This is a genomic window from Novosphingobium sp., assembly GCF_019748365.1.
In the GTDB taxonomy this organism is placed as follows: domain Bacteria; phylum Pseudomonadota; class Alphaproteobacteria; order Sphingomonadales; family Sphingomonadaceae; genus Novosphingobium.
On sequence record NZ_JAIEPN010000027.1, the window covers coordinates 26351 to 41237 of the forward strand.

At 66.3% G+C, this 14887-nt stretch carries 16 protein-coding genes and 1 tRNA gene; 8 read left to right on the plus strand and 9 right to left on the minus strand.

Going from position 1 to position 14887, the window contains the following annotated elements:
* Window positions 1–155: 155 nt before the first annotated feature.
* From K5Q19_RS04165 to K5Q19_RS04175, 3 genes are read right to left on the minus strand one after another with little or no spacing between them, the layout of a single operon-like run.
* Window positions 156–1307: an acetyl-CoA acetyltransferase gene (locus tag K5Q19_RS04165; protein ID WP_292941505.1), complete on the minus strand. Its 1152-nt coding sequence runs from the start codon at window positions 1305–1307 to the stop codon at window positions 156–158.
* Window positions 1300–1668 (minus strand): OB-fold domain-containing protein, encoded by a 369-nt coding sequence (locus K5Q19_RS04170; RefSeq protein ID WP_292941507.1) that lies wholly within the window; start codon window positions 1666–1668, stop codon window positions 1300–1302. The genes K5Q19_RS04165 and K5Q19_RS04170 overlap by 8 nt, the downstream gene beginning before the upstream one ends.
* Window positions 1665–2867, minus strand: a complete 1203-nt coding sequence (locus K5Q19_RS04175) for a CoA transferase (protein WP_292941509.1) — start codon at window positions 2865–2867, stop codon at window positions 1665–1667. Before K5Q19_RS04175 ends, K5Q19_RS04170 begins: the two co-directional genes overlap by 4 nt.
* Window positions 2868–3101: 234 nt before the next feature.
* Between K5Q19_RS04175 and K5Q19_RS04180 the strand changes: the two genes are divergently transcribed.
* The 3 genes from K5Q19_RS04180 to K5Q19_RS04190 are packed head-to-tail and all read left to right on the plus strand — an operon-like array spanning window position 3102 to window position 5888.
* Window positions 3102–3863 carry an SDR family oxidoreductase gene (locus tag K5Q19_RS04180; protein ID WP_292941511.1) on the plus strand — a complete coding sequence of 254 codons (762 nt, stop codon included), beginning with the start codon at window positions 3102–3104 and terminating at the stop codon, window positions 3861–3863.
* A 28-nt stretch (window positions 3864–3891) separates the two neighbouring features.
* A complete protein-coding gene (locus K5Q19_RS04185) occupies window positions 3892–5244 on the plus strand; it encodes an aromatic ring-hydroxylating dioxygenase subunit alpha (RefSeq protein WP_292941513.1) in 1353 nt (450 codons plus the stop codon).
* Window positions 5241–5888, plus strand: a complete 648-nt coding sequence (locus K5Q19_RS04190) for an NAD(P)H-dependent oxidoreductase (RefSeq protein ID WP_292941515.1) — start codon at window positions 5241–5243, stop codon at window positions 5886–5888. Before K5Q19_RS04185 ends, K5Q19_RS04190 begins: the two co-directional genes overlap by 4 nt.
* On the opposite strand, the gene K5Q19_RS04195 is transcribed toward K5Q19_RS04190, so the two are convergent.
* Entirely contained in the window at window positions 5834–6343 is a 510-nt protein-coding gene (locus tag K5Q19_RS04195) for a MaoC/PaaZ C-terminal domain-containing protein (protein WP_292941517.1), read from the minus strand. The genes K5Q19_RS04190 and K5Q19_RS04195 overlap by 55 nt on opposite strands.
* Window positions 6340–7569, minus strand: coding sequence for an aromatic ring-hydroxylating dioxygenase subunit alpha (locus K5Q19_RS04200; protein WP_292941519.1), 1230 nt, complete (start codon window positions 7567–7569; stop codon window positions 6340–6342). Before K5Q19_RS04200 ends, K5Q19_RS04195 begins: the two co-directional genes overlap by 4 nt.
* A 153-nt stretch (window positions 7570–7722) precedes the next feature.
* Here K5Q19_RS04200 and K5Q19_RS04205 point away from each other — a divergent pair, with 153 nt between their 5' ends.
* Both K5Q19_RS04205 and K5Q19_RS04210 read left to right on the plus strand, forming a co-directional pair.
* Window positions 7723–8187 (plus strand): VOC family protein, encoded by a 465-nt coding sequence (locus K5Q19_RS04205; protein ID WP_292941521.1) that lies wholly within the window; start codon window positions 7723–7725, stop codon window positions 8185–8187.
* Entirely contained in the window at window positions 8184–8537 is a 354-nt protein-coding gene (locus K5Q19_RS04210) for a Rieske (2Fe-2S) protein (protein ID WP_292941523.1), read from the plus strand. The genes K5Q19_RS04205 and K5Q19_RS04210 overlap by 4 nt, the downstream gene beginning before the upstream one ends.
* 20 nt (window positions 8538–8557) lie before the next feature.
* Here the strand turns inward: K5Q19_RS04210 and K5Q19_RS04215 are convergent.
* Window positions 8558–8632, minus strand: a tRNA-Val gene (locus tag K5Q19_RS04215).
* Between the two features lie 104 nt (window positions 8633–8736).
* Here K5Q19_RS04215 and K5Q19_RS04220 point away from each other — a divergent pair.
* Window positions 8737–9054: a DUF3297 family protein gene (locus K5Q19_RS04220; protein WP_292941524.1), complete on the plus strand. Its 318-nt coding sequence runs from the start codon at window positions 8737–8739 to the stop codon at window positions 9052–9054.
* A gap of 80 nt (window positions 9055–9134) precedes the next feature.
* On the opposite strand, the gene K5Q19_RS04225 is transcribed toward K5Q19_RS04220, so the two are convergent.
* Window positions 9135–10037, minus strand: coding sequence for a LysR family transcriptional regulator (locus K5Q19_RS04225; RefSeq protein ID WP_292941576.1), 903 nt, complete (start codon window positions 10035–10037; stop codon window positions 9135–9137).
* 93 nt (window positions 10038–10130) lie between these two features.
* On the opposite strand from K5Q19_RS04225, the gene K5Q19_RS04230 reads away from it, so the two are divergent.
* A complete protein-coding gene (locus tag K5Q19_RS04230; RefSeq protein ID WP_292941526.1) occupies window positions 10131–11627 on the plus strand; it encodes a CoA-acylating methylmalonate-semialdehyde dehydrogenase in 1497 nt (498 codons plus the stop codon).
* A gap of 9 nt (window positions 11628–11636) precedes the next feature.
* On the opposite strand, the gene K5Q19_RS04235 is transcribed toward K5Q19_RS04230, so the two are convergent.
* Window positions 11637–12458 (minus strand): sterol desaturase family protein, encoded by an 822-nt coding sequence (locus K5Q19_RS04235; RefSeq protein WP_292941528.1) that lies wholly within the window; start codon window positions 12456–12458, stop codon window positions 11637–11639.
* Between the two features lie 93 nt (window positions 12459–12551).
* The gene (locus K5Q19_RS04240) at window positions 12552–13613 is read right to left on the minus strand and encodes a helix-turn-helix domain-containing protein (RefSeq protein ID WP_292941530.1); all 1062 of its coding nucleotides are present in this window, start codon (window positions 13611–13613) and stop codon (window positions 12552–12554) included.
* Window positions 13614–13732: 119 nt separating this feature from the next.
* Here K5Q19_RS04240 and K5Q19_RS04245 point away from each other — a divergent pair, with 119 nt between their 5' ends.
* A complete protein-coding gene (locus K5Q19_RS04245) occupies window positions 13733–14878 on the plus strand; it encodes an acyl-CoA dehydrogenase family protein (RefSeq protein WP_292941532.1) in 1146 nt (381 codons plus the stop codon).
* Window positions 14879–14887 lie beyond the last annotated feature (9 nt).

The following is a 14887-nucleotide window of genomic DNA, read 5'->3' on the forward strand; positions in this document are numbered from 1 at the left end:
GTACTGCCGCTCTGGATCCCCGCCTTCGCGGGGATGACGAGGGTGGGGTACTCCACACTCGACGCCTAAACTTCGTCATTCCCGCGAAGGCGGGAATCCAGAGCGTTTAGCGCGACGCTCCGGACTTCCTTGGTACGCCCGCAATGAAGCGGGCCTCAAACCGTCTCGGCATTCCCGAAGATCACCGTCGCCTGCGCCGATAGCGTGCCGCCGTTGCCGTGTGCCAGCGCGGTCTGAGCGCCCGCGATCTGGTTCGCCGCCGTCCCGCGCATCTGGCGCACGGCTTCGACCATCGCGAACATGCCGTACATGCCCGGGTGGCAGCACGAGAGGCCGCCGCCGTTGGTGTTGACCGGCAGCGAGCCGCACGGCGAAATCGCCCCGCTCGCGACGAACTGACCGCCTTCGCCCTTGGCGCAGAAGCCGAGGTCTTCGAGGAACAGGATCGTGTTGATGGTGAAGGCGTCGTAGAGCTGCACGGTGTCGATCTGGCCGGGCGTGAGGCCGGCCATCGCCATCGCGCGCGGGCCGGATTCGGCAGCGGCGGTGACGGTGATGTCGTCCGCCTGCGTGACCGAGTTGTACCACGTGGCAGCGGCGGCACCGAGGATCGGGACGAGAGGCTGCGGGCCATCTTTCGCGCGGGGCGTGCGGGTGAGCACCATGGCGGCGGCGCCGTCCGTCACGAGGCAGCAATCGCGCGCGCGGATCGGGCTGCTGATCAGGCGCGAGGCGATCACGTCCTCGATGGTCAGCGGGCCCTTGGCAAAGGCTTCAGGGTTGGTGTTTGCCCAGAGCCGCGCGGCAACCGCGACGCTCGCCAGTTCCTCGCGCGTGGTGCCGTACTGGTGCATGTGGCGCGCGGCGGCGAGCGCGTAGAACGAGAGCGGGTACATCGGATGGTAGGGCGCGTCCCAACGGTCGGGCCGCGCGGGGGTGGAGAGCTTGCCGCCGCTGGAGCGCTGGTTGGCGCCATATGCAATCACGGCGCAATCGAGATACCCGGCATCGAGCATCATGCAGGCGGTGACGAGGTGGCTCATGAACGAGGCCCCGCCGGCGCGGTTGTTGTCGGTGAAGCGCGGGTGCAGGCCGAGATATTGCGCGAGGCTGAGGCCGGCGAAGAGATCGTCGGGCAAGGCGATGAACAGGCCATCGACTTCCGCCAGATTGATCGCGGCATCGGCGAGCGCAAGCTGCACCGCCTTGCCTGCCATCTCGATGGTCGAATGGCCGGGCATTTCGCCGACGCCGAACGTGGCAGCACCAGCAACCGCAACGCGGCCGCGCGGGAAGGTGTCACCCATCGGCCTGCTCCACCGGATCGAAGACAATGATGGGGGTTTCCCCTGCGATGATCCGCGCCTTGACGGCCATGCCGATGTGCAGCGTCTCGGGCGTCACGCCTTCGACGCAGCCCATCATCCGCGCGCCTTCGGCAAGATCGACGAGCACGACATTGTAGGGCGGCTCGGGCGGTTTGCGCTGGATCCAGGTGGCGGAATAGACCGTGCCGAGGCCCGAGGCTTCAACCCATTCAAGCTCCGCACCGGTGCCGGGCGCGAAAGCGCGCGGGGGGAAGACGGCTGCTCCGCCGCCCAGGGGCTGCTGGATCAGGAAGCGGCCCTCGGCAAGGGCGGCATCCCATTCGGCGCCGGGGCCGCTCACTTGAGCACCGCGCCGCTGGCGACGAGGCCTGCAATCTCGTCCTCGCCGTAGCCGGCTTCGGCCAGCACCGCCGCGCTGTCAGCGCCCAGCGCCGGGCCGGGATCGCCGATGGCACCGGGGGTGCCGGAGAAGTTCGTGGGGATGCCGGGATAGCGCAAGGTGCCAAGCTCCGTTTCGGCGCTGTGCCAGAAGCCCGTCTCCTCGAGGTGCGGATCGTGGAGCAGGTCCTGCAGCGAGGCGATGGGGGTTGCGGGGATTTCGGCGCGGCGGAACAGGTCCATCCAGCTTTCCGTGGTGCGCGTGATCATGACCTTCTCGACATGGGCGAGCACTGCCGAGATATTCTCGCTGCGGCTGCGCATCGTGGCGAACATGGGATCATCCGACCATGCGGGATTGCCGAGTTCGCGGAAGAAGGCCTGCCACTGCTTGTCGTTGTAGATCATCACGCCGACATGGCCGTCCGCCGTCTTGTAGGGGCGGCGCGAGGGGGAGGTGGCGCGGGGGTAGACCGGCGGCCCGAGCGGCGGATCGAAGAGCGAGCCGCAGATGTGCTCGGTCGCGGCGAAGGAGACCAGCGTCTCGAACATCGGGACTTCGATTTCCTGCCCCTCGCCCGTCTTCTCGCGCGCATAGAGCGCGGCGATCACGGCATAGGCGCCGGTGAGGCCCGCGACCTTGTCGGCGATCACGGTGGCGCTGTAGGTCGGCTCGCCGCCCGAAAGCTTGGCCTGCAGATCGACGATGCCCGAGGCGGCCTGCACGATATCGTCGTAGGCCGGGTAATCGCGGTAGGGGCCGGTGCGGCCATAGCCATAGAGATTGGCGTAGATGATCTTCGGGTTGGCGGCCTTCAGCGCGGCGTAGTCGAGCCCGAGCCGGGCGATGGCCTGCGCGCGCATCGAGTGGATGAAGACGTCGGCATCCCTGGCAAGGCGCAGCACGGCATCGCGGGCGGCCTGCTGCTTGAGATCGAGCGCAAGGCTGCGCTTGCCGCGGTTGACGTTGAGGAACATCGCGCCGCGCGTCGAGTCAGGCCCCGGGGGGATGAAGCGCGTGGTATCGCCCGAGGGGCCTTCGATCTTGATCACGTCTGCGCCCAGATCGGCGAAGATCTGGGTGGCGTAGGGGCCCATCAGCACGGCGGTGAGATCGAGCACGCGCACGCCCGCGAGAGGGCCCTTGCCGCGCCCGCTCATGCCCGCGCTCCGGCGGCGATAGTCAGGCGCGTGTGCCTCATGATTCTCCCGTTTCCTGCCTTGCTGCGGCGGCGATTTGGTCCGCTATGAAGGACCATAAAAAAGCATTCAAGCATGTTTTTTTCTTGGCGGGTGGGCCCCGTCTCCATAGAGTGCGCGGCGAGAAGAGGAGCGGGCATTTGGGGCCATGCGCCATGCGCGCGAAGGTAGCCCCGCCGCAGGAAAGGACAAGACATGGATCTGGGACTTCAGGGCAAGAAGGCGATCGTCGTCGGCGGTGCGCGCGGCATCGGCTATGCGGTGGCCGAGATCCTGTCGCGCGAGGGCGCAGACGTCGCCATCAGCGCGCGCGGCGAGGACAGCGTGAAGGACGCGGTGGCGGCGCTCTCGCGCTATGGCACCAAGGTTGTCGGGAGGCCCGTCAACGTGAAGAAGGCAGATGATTACAAGGCGTGGCTCGAATGGGCGATCGAGGCGCTCGAAGGTGTCGACGTGCTGGTGCCGCTGAGCTCGGCCGGAGGCGGCATGGGCAGCGAAAAATACTGGCACAACGCTTTCGAGACCGATGTGATGGGCCCGGTCCGCGCGGTCGAGGCGGTGATTCCGGTGATGACCCAGCGCAAGCATGGCTCGATCGTGCTGGTCGCCACCACCAGCGCGCTGGAAGCGATGGGCGGCCCGCAGGCCTACAACGCGATGAAGGCTTCGCTGATCACCTATGGCAAGCAGCTCGCGCTCGCGCACGGCAAGGACGGCATTCGCGTCAACGTTGTCTCACCCGGGCCGATCGAGTTCGAGGGCGGCAACTGGGACATGATCAAGGGCACGATGGAGAAGTTCTACCAGTCGCAGCTGCGCCAGCAGCCAATGGGGCGGCTGGGGCGGCCGGAGGAAGTGGCGCGCGCGATCGTGTTCCTCGCCAGCGAGGCGGCCAGCTGGTGCAGCGGCTCGCACCTCGTGGTCGATGGCGCCTTCACCAACCGGACCCATTTCTGAGATGGATCAGCCAGTCACTCAAAAGCCGGTGACCTGGGACACGTCGAAGATGGACGTGAAGCGCGTCGTCGACGTGATCCGCGTGACGCCGGAGACCAACACCAGCCGCACGCCGGTGGACAAGGCGCCCGATCCGGAGCTGGGGCACGATCTGATCCCGGCGGAGCGCTACTACTCCGAAGCATTCATGAAGCTCGAATGGGAGCGGATCTGGACCAAGGTCTGGCTGCTCGGCGGGCGGGCCGACGATATCCCGGAGCCCGGCGACTACATCTGCACCGAGATCGGCAAGGAAAGCGTGCTGATCGTGCGGCAGCACGACGGTTCGCTGCGCTGCTTCCCCAATGTGTGCCTCCACCGCGGCAACCGGCTGCGGCCGGAAGGCATCGGCAATGCGCAGGCGTTCCGCTGCATGTATCACCACTGGACCTACGGGCTCGACGGCAAGATCGAGCGGCTGCCGGATCTTTGCACCTTCCCGCAAGGGGGGCCTCCGGGCATGACCTTGCCGAGCCTGCCGGTGACGGAGTGGAACAGCTTCGTGTGGTTCTCGCTGAACCCGGATGTCGAACCGTTCGACGATTACATCGCCCCGCTCAAGGACCACCTCGAGCCCTATCACCCCGAGCGCATGGCGTGGAAACGCGACGTGACGGTGGAGTGGGACTGCAACTGGAAGGCCTCGGTCGATGCCTTCAACGAGACCTACCATGTGCAGGGCATCCACCCGCAGCTGCAGTGGTATCTCGACGACGTGAACGTGCAGATCGATTGCTACGAGCGGCACAACCGCTATCTGATCCCGTTCGCCGCGATCTCCCCGCGCGTCGCCATGCCGAGCGCGATCCCGCCGGCGATCGAGGAGATCATGCGCCATGCCGGCATGGACCCGGCGGAGTACGAGGGGCGGGTGAGCGATATCCGCCGCGATGTGCAGCTGTTCAAGCGCCAGCACGGCAAGGCGCAGGGCAAGGACTATTCGGCGCTGAACGATGATCAGCTGACCGACGACTACCACTACATGATCTTCCCGAACGTCGCGCTCAACGTGCATGCGGATGACATCATGATGTTCCGCCAGCGCCCGCACGCCAGCGATCCGAACAAGATGCTCTACGACGTCTGGGTGTTCGAACTTGTGCCGGAGGGCGAGCCCTGGCCCGAGCGGGTGAAGCATCGGCGCTTCAAGCATGGCGAGCGCAGCATCGGGCAAGTGCTCGATCAGGATGCCTACAACCTGCCGACGGTGCAGGCAGGGATGAAGAGCGAGAGCTTCCCCGGGCTGTGGATCGGCGAGCAGGAGCTGCGCATCCGCCATTTCCACAAGGTGCTCGACGACTACATCTACGGGCCGGGCGGCAAGCAGGCGGGGGATTTGTGACGCAGCGTATCCTCCATGTGATCGGCAGTCCGCGCGGGGAGCGCTCGCGTTCGGTGAAGGTGGCCGAGCGGCTGATCGCGGGACTGACGGCGGCGAGCCCCGGTACCACAGTCGAGACGCTGAACACCTGCAGTGCAGACCTCCCCGCGCTGACCGGCCCAGTGATCGAGGGGCGCTATGCGCTGATCGAGGGGCGCGAGGTCGCGGACGAGGTGCGCGCCGCATGGGCGCAGATCGGCGACGCGGTGGCGCACTTCCTCTCGTTCGACACGCATGTGTTCAGCGTGCCGATGTGGAACTTCGGCATTCCGTGGCAATTGAAGCAGTATATCGACACGATCACGCAGCCGGGCATGGCCTTCCGCGTTTCGGAAACCGGCGTCGAAGGGCTGGGTGCGGGCAAGCGGGCGATCCTTGTCGCCTCGGGCGCGCTCGATATACGGCCCGGTCAGCCCGGCGCGGAGCTAGATCATCAGGTGCGCTTCATGCAGGCTTGGCTCGGCTTCATCGGGATCACCGATGTGCATGTCGTGCACTTGCGACCGACTTATGGCCCGCCCGACGTGGTCGAGGCGGCGATGGGCGCGGCTTATGCCTCGGCGGAAGCGCTGGTGGCCGATCTGTCGCGGCCTGCGCGCGTGTAGACGAGGTTGGTGCTCTCGAAGGTGACGCACTCGGTGCCATCCTCCAGCATCACCACATAGCGCGTGACGGCCGTGCCGCGCGGCTTGGCGCTGCGCGAGGGCTCCAGGCTGAGGATTTCGCTCGAGACGCGCAGCGTATCGCCGGCGCGGACGGCACGCTTCAGGCGCAAGCGGTCCCAGCCCACACCGCAGACGAAATCGATATCGCCGTTGATCGCATGATCCATCTGCCGCCAGATCGCCAGCACATGGATGCCGCTCGCGACGACCTGACCGAACACCGAGGCGCGCGCGGCTTCGGGATCGGTGTGGAACCACTGCGGATCATGCGCGCGGGCGAAATCGACGATCTCGGCCTCGGTCAGGGTGCGCAGGGGCGAGAGCCGCGTCTCACCCACTGCAAGGTCTTCGAACGTCCGCCACGGCGTGCCCAGCGGCGAGAGCGTATCGGTCATTCGCGGACGATGAACGGCGCGAGCACGGGTGTCACGCGCAAGTGCTCGGGCACGTTCTCCACGCCGATGCGGCGGTCGAGTTCCTCGTGCCAGTTGTAGATGCGGCGTTCCTGATAGTTGAGCGACATGCCCTTGAAGCCCGGGCCTTCGACCGATTCCTGAATCTGCGGGGCAAACTGCAGGTCCTCGTAGAGGATGCGCTCCCAGTTCTTGATGCGCATTTCCCACAGCGGGTGCGGATTGGCAGCATCGTGATCGGGGGCGAGCCAGGTCGAGACGACCCGGGTGCGCTTCGGCCCCATCGGCCAGAACTGCAGCAGCGGAATGCCGGTAGGCGCGGGCGGCATCACGAAGTTGGGGTAGATCGAGTAGGAGACGTTGTTCTTCGCCACGAACTCCGAGATCGTCGGGATTTCGGGCATGCCGACAGTGCCGGGATCGATCCAGCCTTCGCGCCGGTTGGGCGTCGCCATGCGGCTGTGGCCGTTGGGCCAGAGCGTGACGATCATCGCGCGGTGATCGAGGAAGCGGTCCACCGTGTTCTCGTGGATCGACTTGAGGTGATAGACTTCGAGGAACGCGTCGAGCAGCACCTTGACGTTGCAGTCGGTCTCGTAAGTGCGGCTGTCGACAAGGCGCAGCTTTTCGAGCTGGAGCTGTTCGAGCTCCGCCGCCATCGGGCCGATGTGCTGCATCAGTGGCTCGGCATCGGGATCGGCGTTGAGGAAGATGAGGCTGCCGAGGAGCTCACAGCGCACCTGGCTCAGCGAATGGCAGGAAAAGTCGAAACCTTCCGCAAAATCGCGCCGGTCGCGCACCGCGGTGAGCTTGCCTTCGAGCGTATAGGACCAGCCGTGATAGCCGCATACGAAGCCGCGCGAGGTGCCGCTCTCCTCCTTTACGAGAGGTGCGCCGCGGTGCTGGCACGTGTTGTAGTACGCCCGGATGTCGCCCGAAAGCGTGCGGGTGACGATGACGGGGGAGCCGGTGTTGCGGCAGAGGAACCATGAGCCGGGCTCGGGGAGCTGGTCGACGTGCCCCGCATAGAGCCACGAGCGCTGCCACATGCCCCTTTCCTCGAGTTCGAGGAAAGCGGGATCGACGTAGCGGCCGCCGGGGATCGAGGGCAGCGCGGGAAAATCGGCGGGCGGACCATTGCGCTCGCGTTCCCACGTCATGCGTGCCAGATCATCGGCATGGGCTTGCGCGGTCAGGGTTTCGGACATCGTACCTCTCCCGGAACAACGGGGTTCCGATTGCACCTTAAAAACATTCATGTATGCTTGTAAAGCGATGCTTTCGGCGGTCAATGAGGCGTATTTTCAATCTATAAAACATATGTTTGCTGAATTGCAGCTGACGACATGGGAGTGATGCGAATGGAGATTTTGGCGGGTATCTTTCACCATGGCGTGATCGTTGACGATCTGGAAGCGGCGATGGCCCATTTCGGCGCGACGATGGGCTGCACATGGACCCCGGTGCGCACGTTCGATCCGATGCCGGTGTGGAACGCGGCAGGCGAGCAACTGGAGGCGAAACTGCGCGTGGTCTACTCGCATCAGGGGCCGCTCCGGATGGAGCTGATCGAAAGCGAACCGGGTTCGGCTTATGACGCGATGCGCGCGCTCGGGCCGTCGCACCTCGGCGTCTGGGTCGATTCGGTGGCAAACAGCGCAGCGGCGATGCTGGCGGATGGCTGGGAGCTGGTGCTGGGCGGAGCGCCCGCCGATCAGGGCCACGGCGCGATTGCCTATCTTGCGAAGCCTGGCAGCCCGGTGATCGAACTGGTGGCGCGCGCGATCACCCCGGTGATGGAAGAATGGTGGGCGGCAACTGCATGAGCACGACTTGGCATGACCTTGCTCCGGAGGCTGAATTCCCCGCCGAAGGCAAACTCGCGGCGCGGCTGGCGGGCTGGCACATTCTGGTCCTGCGCACGGATGACGGCACCTATCGCGCTGTCAACGACCGCTGCACGCACCAGGCCGCGCTGCTCTCCCCGGGGCGCGTCCGGCGCGGCGCGGTGATGTGCCCGCTCCACGGCGCGCGCTTCGACGTACTGACCGGCAAATGCCTCGGCGCGGCCTACCCGGACCTGCGGACATTCCCGGTGCGGGTGGAAGCGGGGCGGATCGAAGTCGAGATGCCGGATGCCCCGCCGGGGCCGGGGGAACTGCCAGTCGTGATGTGAGGCGGCACCGGCCTGGCCGGTGGTGGGCGCGGCAGGGATTGAACCTGCGACCCCACCCGTGTGAAGGGTGTGCTCTACCACTGAGCTACGCGCCCGCGCGGCGGACTCATGCGGTGGGCATGGCGGCCGGACAGGGGCGCGCCTCTGCCATGGCGGGGCTTGATTGACAAGTGGGGCGATCAAGATATTTGCGGGGGCCATGACCGACGAAGCATCCGCGCCCGAATCCGCCGCTCCCGCAACCACTGCCGGACCGGACGTGCCCCCCGATCACCTCGCCATCAATCCGCGCAGCCCGTTCTTCGATGCGGAGAAGCTGCGCCGGGGCATCGGCATCCGCTTCAAGGGCACGGTGCGCCGCAATGTCGAGGAATACTGCATCTCCGAAGGTTGGGTGCGCGTGCAGGCGGGCAAGACCATGGACCGCAAGGGCAACCCGCTGACGCTCAAGCTCTCCGGCCCGGTCGAGGCGTGGTACGAGGACCTTGGCGAGGACGCGCCGGTCGCGAAGCTTTAGGCCGTACCCCTCCGTCAGCCCTGCGGGCTGCCATCCCCCCATTTGACCCTTCGACAAGGTCAGGGGACAATGGGGAGGATCTAGTGGGGTAGCAGGCGGCTTCTTTCCCGCTCCACCAGTGCCGTAAGCCAGGTCTTGAAGACCTGCACCCGTGCAAGGGCATGCGTGTCCTTGTGCATGACGAGCCAGAATGAGCGCGTGATTCGACGTTCGGGAAAGACGGGCACCAGCTTCGGATCCGCGTCGCCAATGAAGCACGGAAGCACGCCGATGCCCGCGCCGCTGGCGATCAGGCGGTACTGCGCATTGATCGAGGAAGAGCGGACCGTGGCCGCAAGGCCGGGCTCGATCTCGGCGAGGTAGCGCAGTTCGGGCGCGTAGAGCAGATCGGGGATATAGCCGACTAGGGCGTGGCCGCGGGCGAGATCGCCAGCGCGGCGCAGCGCCGCATGGCCGGCGAGATAGCCGGGCGCGGCATAGAGCCGCAGGTGATAATCGGAGAGCTTGCCGGCAATGACCGGCCCCGCGCGCGGGCGTGAAAGGGTGACGGCGAGGTCCGCCTCACGCTTCGAGGGGCTGAGGAAGCCGGAGCTGGCGACAAGATCGATGACAAGGCGCGGATGCGCGGCGGTGAAGCCCGCCAGCGCGGGGGCGACGATCCAGCTGGCGAACCCTTCGGAGAGGCTGACCCGCAGGAGGCCCGCCACGGAGCCCTTGTCTCCGCCGCCGCCGTGTTCGGCGATGCGGCTGGCGGCGCGTTCCATCGCTTCCACCTCGACCAGCATCGCCTCTCCCGCTTCAGTGAGGACCTGCCCCTCGCGCGTCTGTTCGAACAAGTTGGCCCCGATGCGCGTTTCTAGGCGGCGCAGGCGGCGGCCCATCGTGGTGGCATCGACACCCATGGCCTGTGCGGCGCGGGCAAGCTGCCCGGCGCGGGCAATGGCGAGGAAGGTCTGGAAATCGCTCCAGTCGGGGGGCTGCATCATTGCAGGTCTCCCTCGCATTTTCTCACCTTGCTTGCAATTCATCCGGGGTGCAGGAAGCCCGTCAAATTCGTCAGGAAAGGAAGCAAACCCATGCGCCAGATCGATCATTTCATTGTCGGCGGCTCCGGCGGCGCGCCGGCGCGCAAGGGCCCGGTGTTCGATCCCAACACCGGCGCAGTGCAGGCCGAAGTGGCGCTGGGCACGGCCGAGACGCTGGAGCGCGCCGTGCAGGCCGCAGCGGCGGCGCAGCCCGCATGGGCCGCGGTCAATCCGCAGCGCCGCGCCCGCGTGATGTTCGAATTCAAGCGTCTGGTCGAGGCCAACATCGACGAGCTGGCACACCTGCTCTCATCCGAACACGGCAAGGTCATCGCCGATTCGAAGGGCGACATTCAGCGCGGGCTTGAAGTGATCGAGTTCTGCTGCGGCATCCCGCATGTGCTGAAGGGTGAATACACGCAAGGCGCCGGGCCCGGCATCGACATCTATTCGATGCGCCAGCCGATCGGCATCGGCGCGGGCATCACCCCGTTCAATTTCCCTGCGATGATCCCGCTGTGGATGTCGGGCGTGGCGATTGCCACCGGCAATGCCTTCATCATCAAGCCTTCGGAGCGTGATCCCTCGGTGCCGGTGCGCTTTGCCGAACTGTTCCTCGAGGCTGGCCTGCCCGAAGGCATCTGCCAGGTCGTCCATGGCGACAAGGAAATGGTCGACGCGATCCTCGATCACCCGGCGATCGGCGCGGTGAGCTTCGTCGGCTCGTCGGATATCGCGCATTATGTCTACAACCGCGGCGTTGCTGCGGGCAAGCGCGTGCAGGCGATGGGCGGGGCCAAGAACCACGGCATCGTGCTGCCCGACGCCGATCTCGATCAGGTCGTCAACGATCTCGCCGGCGCCGCGTTCGGTTCGGCGGGCGAGCGCTGCATGGCGCTGCCGGTGGTCGTACCGGTGGGCGATGAGACCGCCGAGCGCCTCAAGGCCAAGCTGATCCCCGCGATCGAGAAGCTGCGCGTCGGCATCTCGACCGATACCGATTGCCACTATGGTCCGGTCGTGACCGCCGCGCACAAGGCGAACATCGAACGCTGGATCACCACGTGTGAGGAAGAAGGCGGCGAGATCGTGATCGATGGCCGCGGCTTCTCGCTGCAGGGCCACGAGAACGGCTTCTTCGTCGGCCCGACGCTGATCGACCACGTCACGGCGGAGATGGAGAGCTACAAGAACGAGATCTTCGGCCCCGTGCTGCAGATCGTGCGCGCCAAGGATTTCGAGGAAGCGCTCGCGCTCCCCTCGAAGCATCAGTACGGCAACGGCGTGGCGCTGTTCACCCGCAGCGGCAACGCGGCGCGCGAATTTGCGGCCCGAGTCAATGTCGGCATGGTGGGCATCAACGTGCCGATCCCGGTGCCGGTGGCCTACCACACCTTCGGCGGCTGGAAGCGCTCTGCCTTTGGCGATACCAACCAGCACGGCGTCGAGGGCGTCAAGTTCTGGACCAAGGTCAAGACCGTGACGCAGCGCTGGCCCGATGGCCTGCCGGATAGCGGGAATGCGTTCGTCATCCCGACGATGGCCTGATCCGAAGGCTTACGGGCTGACGGTCCCATGCACCGGCACACCTTCCGCAGCGGTTTCGCGGCGGCGGTTCACCACCGCCTCGAACCGCTCGTGGTAGCGCGGATGCTCGGTGCCCATCCAGCGGTCCCACCAGGTGAAGTAGAGCCCGAAGTTGTAGCGCCCTTCGCTGTGATGCAGGTCGTGGTGGGTGGTGGTCGACATCCAGCCCGTCCATGGCGAGCGGGTGAAGCCCGGCCAGGCGAGTTCGAACCCGGCGTGGCCGAAGGCATTGCGCGCGATCTGGTGGCCGAGGAAGATAAACACCGCCCAGGGCTCGGCCGGGGCGAAGATCGTCAGCGCGGCGACCATCAGCGGCACGATCAGCGCCTCGAACGCGGCCTCGCCGGTGGCGAAGCTGTAGGCGGCCCAGCTCGTTGGCGTGCGGCTGAGGTGGTGGACCGAATGGAGCAGGCGGAACATCGCCTTGCCGTGCATCCAGCGGTGCATCCAGTAGAAATAGGCATCGTGCATCACGATGAGTGCGGCGGTCTGCCACAGGATCGTGACGGGCACCGGCGGACCCTGATTGAAGGCGATGGCGCCAATCGCAATCAGCACCACCGTGATCAGATCGACAAAGGCGAAGACCGTCATCGACCACATCGACTGGCGCACCTCGCGCAGACGGTCCGCCGTGCTCGCGCGGCGCGTCTGGATGCGGCGGTGGGCAATGCGGCTGGCGAGCAGCCAGCACAGCAGCGCAACGCCGGATGCGCCGGCGAAGTAGCGGATGCTTTCGATCCAGATACCATCGAGCATGCGGTGGGCGAGGAACAGCAGCGTGATCGGCATGGGGCTCTCCGGGAAGGGGGTGCCCGAGGTTTGGCATGGTGGCGGCACGGTGGCTCCGCGCGGTCCGAAAATGCTGATCCTTTTCGGAATCGATCAGGGTTTTTCATCAGCGGCAAACGCCTGCCGACGAAATTCGGTGGGGGTCTGCCCCACGCTTTCGCGGAAGGCGCGGTTGAACGGCGCGAGCGAGCCGTAGCCGAGGTCCATCGCGATGGTGAGGACCGGCAGATCGACGCGCGCCGGATCGGCAAGCACGGCCTTCGCTTCGGCAATGCGGTGCCCGTTGAGGAAGGCCGAGAAGTTGCGGTGGCCAAGCCGGCGGTTGATCAGCGCGCGCAGGCGGTGCTCGGGCACATCGAGCCTTGCGGCGAGCGCGGTGATGGTAAGCCCGGGTTCCAGCCAGACGCGGGCGGCCATCGCGGCATCGAGCTTGCCCTTGAGCACGCGTTCGGCCGGGCTCCAGTCATCGGCGCCGGGCGGCGCAAGGCCCGCGCGCGGCGGGGCGAGCAGCGCGGGATCGGCCTCCAGCATGGCAACACCGATGCCGAGAATGGCGAGCGCGATCACCACCGACTGGCTGACCAGCATCCAGGCGGGTTCGTGGCCGAAGCCGAACCACGCCTCGCTCGCCAGCACGCCGATCGAGAGCACTGCGATCACCAGCACGAAGACCACGCGGAAGCGGCGGCGCTGTTCGACAAGGTCGTCGTCGCGTTCGCGCACCGCGATCACCATGGCATGGATCACCAGCAGCGCGGCGACGATATGGCCAACCGCATCGGCGAGCGGGATCAGCGGCTCGTACCAGCGGCGCAGGACGTAGATCATCACGCTCGCGAGGATCAGCGCGAGGCTGGCCCCGGCGATGCGCCGGTCCACCGCGCGGTCAAACACGATATGGGCGAAGAGCCACAGGAACCACGGCGCAAGATTGCTGGCCAGCACCACAGCGAAGCGCGTGGGCGAGGGCGTTTGCGGAAACTGCGGCGCCGAATTGATGAGATAGCCGATCACGCCGATCAGCAGCGCCACCGTGACCTGGCGCACCGCCGGCCCGGCACCGCTGCGCCAGACGACCAGCGCCACCAGCAAGAGCTGGCCTATGCCGATCAGGCGCAGCGCGGCATCGATGCTGGCGGTGTCGAGGCTTTCCATGCGCGCCCGGTTATGGCCTGCGCTCGCCCCAAGGTCCATCACTTGCCACGCCCCGCGCTTCGGCTAGGGCTTGGTGTACCGCACGCAATTCCACCCTCCCTGCAATGCAAGGCCCGAGCATGACCGACCAGTTTGCCCTCACCGACGACCAGCTCGCGATCCAGGAGATGGCCCGCCGCTTCACCGCCGATGCGATCACGCCGTTCGCCGCGCAGTGGGACGAGGAGCACACGTTCCCGCGCGAGACGATTCGGGCTGCGGCGGAACTCGGCTTCGCCTCGATCTACGTGAGCGAGGAAAGCGGCGGCATCGGGCTGGGCCGGCTCGATGCGGCGCTGATCATGGAAGCCATGGCCTATGGCTGCCCCAGCACGAGCGCGTTCATTTCGATCCACAACATGGCCTCGTGGATGATCGACCGCTTCGGCGGCGACGCGATCAAGGGGCGTTTCCTCCCCGATCTCATCACGATGGACAAGATCGCCAGCTACTGCCTTACCGAACCCGGCTCGGGCTCGGACGCGGCGGCCTTGCGCACGACGGCGAAGCTGGATGGCGATCACTATGTGGTGAACGGCACCAAGCAGTTCATCTCGGGCGGCGGGGTGAGCGACATCTACGTGACGATGGTGCGCACGGGTGAGGCGGGGCCCAAGGGCATTTCGTGCCTCGTGATCGAAAAGGACATGCCGGGCGTCAGCTTCGGCGCGCCGGAGCGCAAGCTGGGCTGGAATTCCTCGCCCACCGCGCAGGTGATCCTCGAGAACGTGAAGGTGCCAGTGGCGAACCGTGTCGGCGCGGAAGGCGATGGGTTCCGCTTTGCCATGGCCGGGCTCGATGGCGGGCGGCTCAACATCGGCGCCTGCTCGCTCGGCGGGGCGCAGCGCTGCCTGGATGAGGCGATCAGGTATGCCAAGGAGCGCAGCCAGTTCGGCCAGCCCATCGCCGATTTCCAGAACACGCAGTTTGCACTGGCCGACATGGCGATCGACCTCGAAGCAGCGCGCGCGCTGCTCTATCTGGCGGCGGCCAAGGTGACTTCGAACGCGCCGGACAAGACGCGCTTTTCGGCGATGGCGAAGAAGCTGGCGACCGATACCGGCTCCTCCGTGGTCGACCGCGCTCTGCAGATCTTCGGCGGCTACGGTTATCTCAAGGACTATCCGATCGAGCGCTTCTGGCGTGACCTGCGCGTCCACCGCATCCTCGAAGGCACCAACGAGGTGATGAAGATGATCGTCGGGCGCGATCTGCTTCGCCAGTAATTCAGGTTT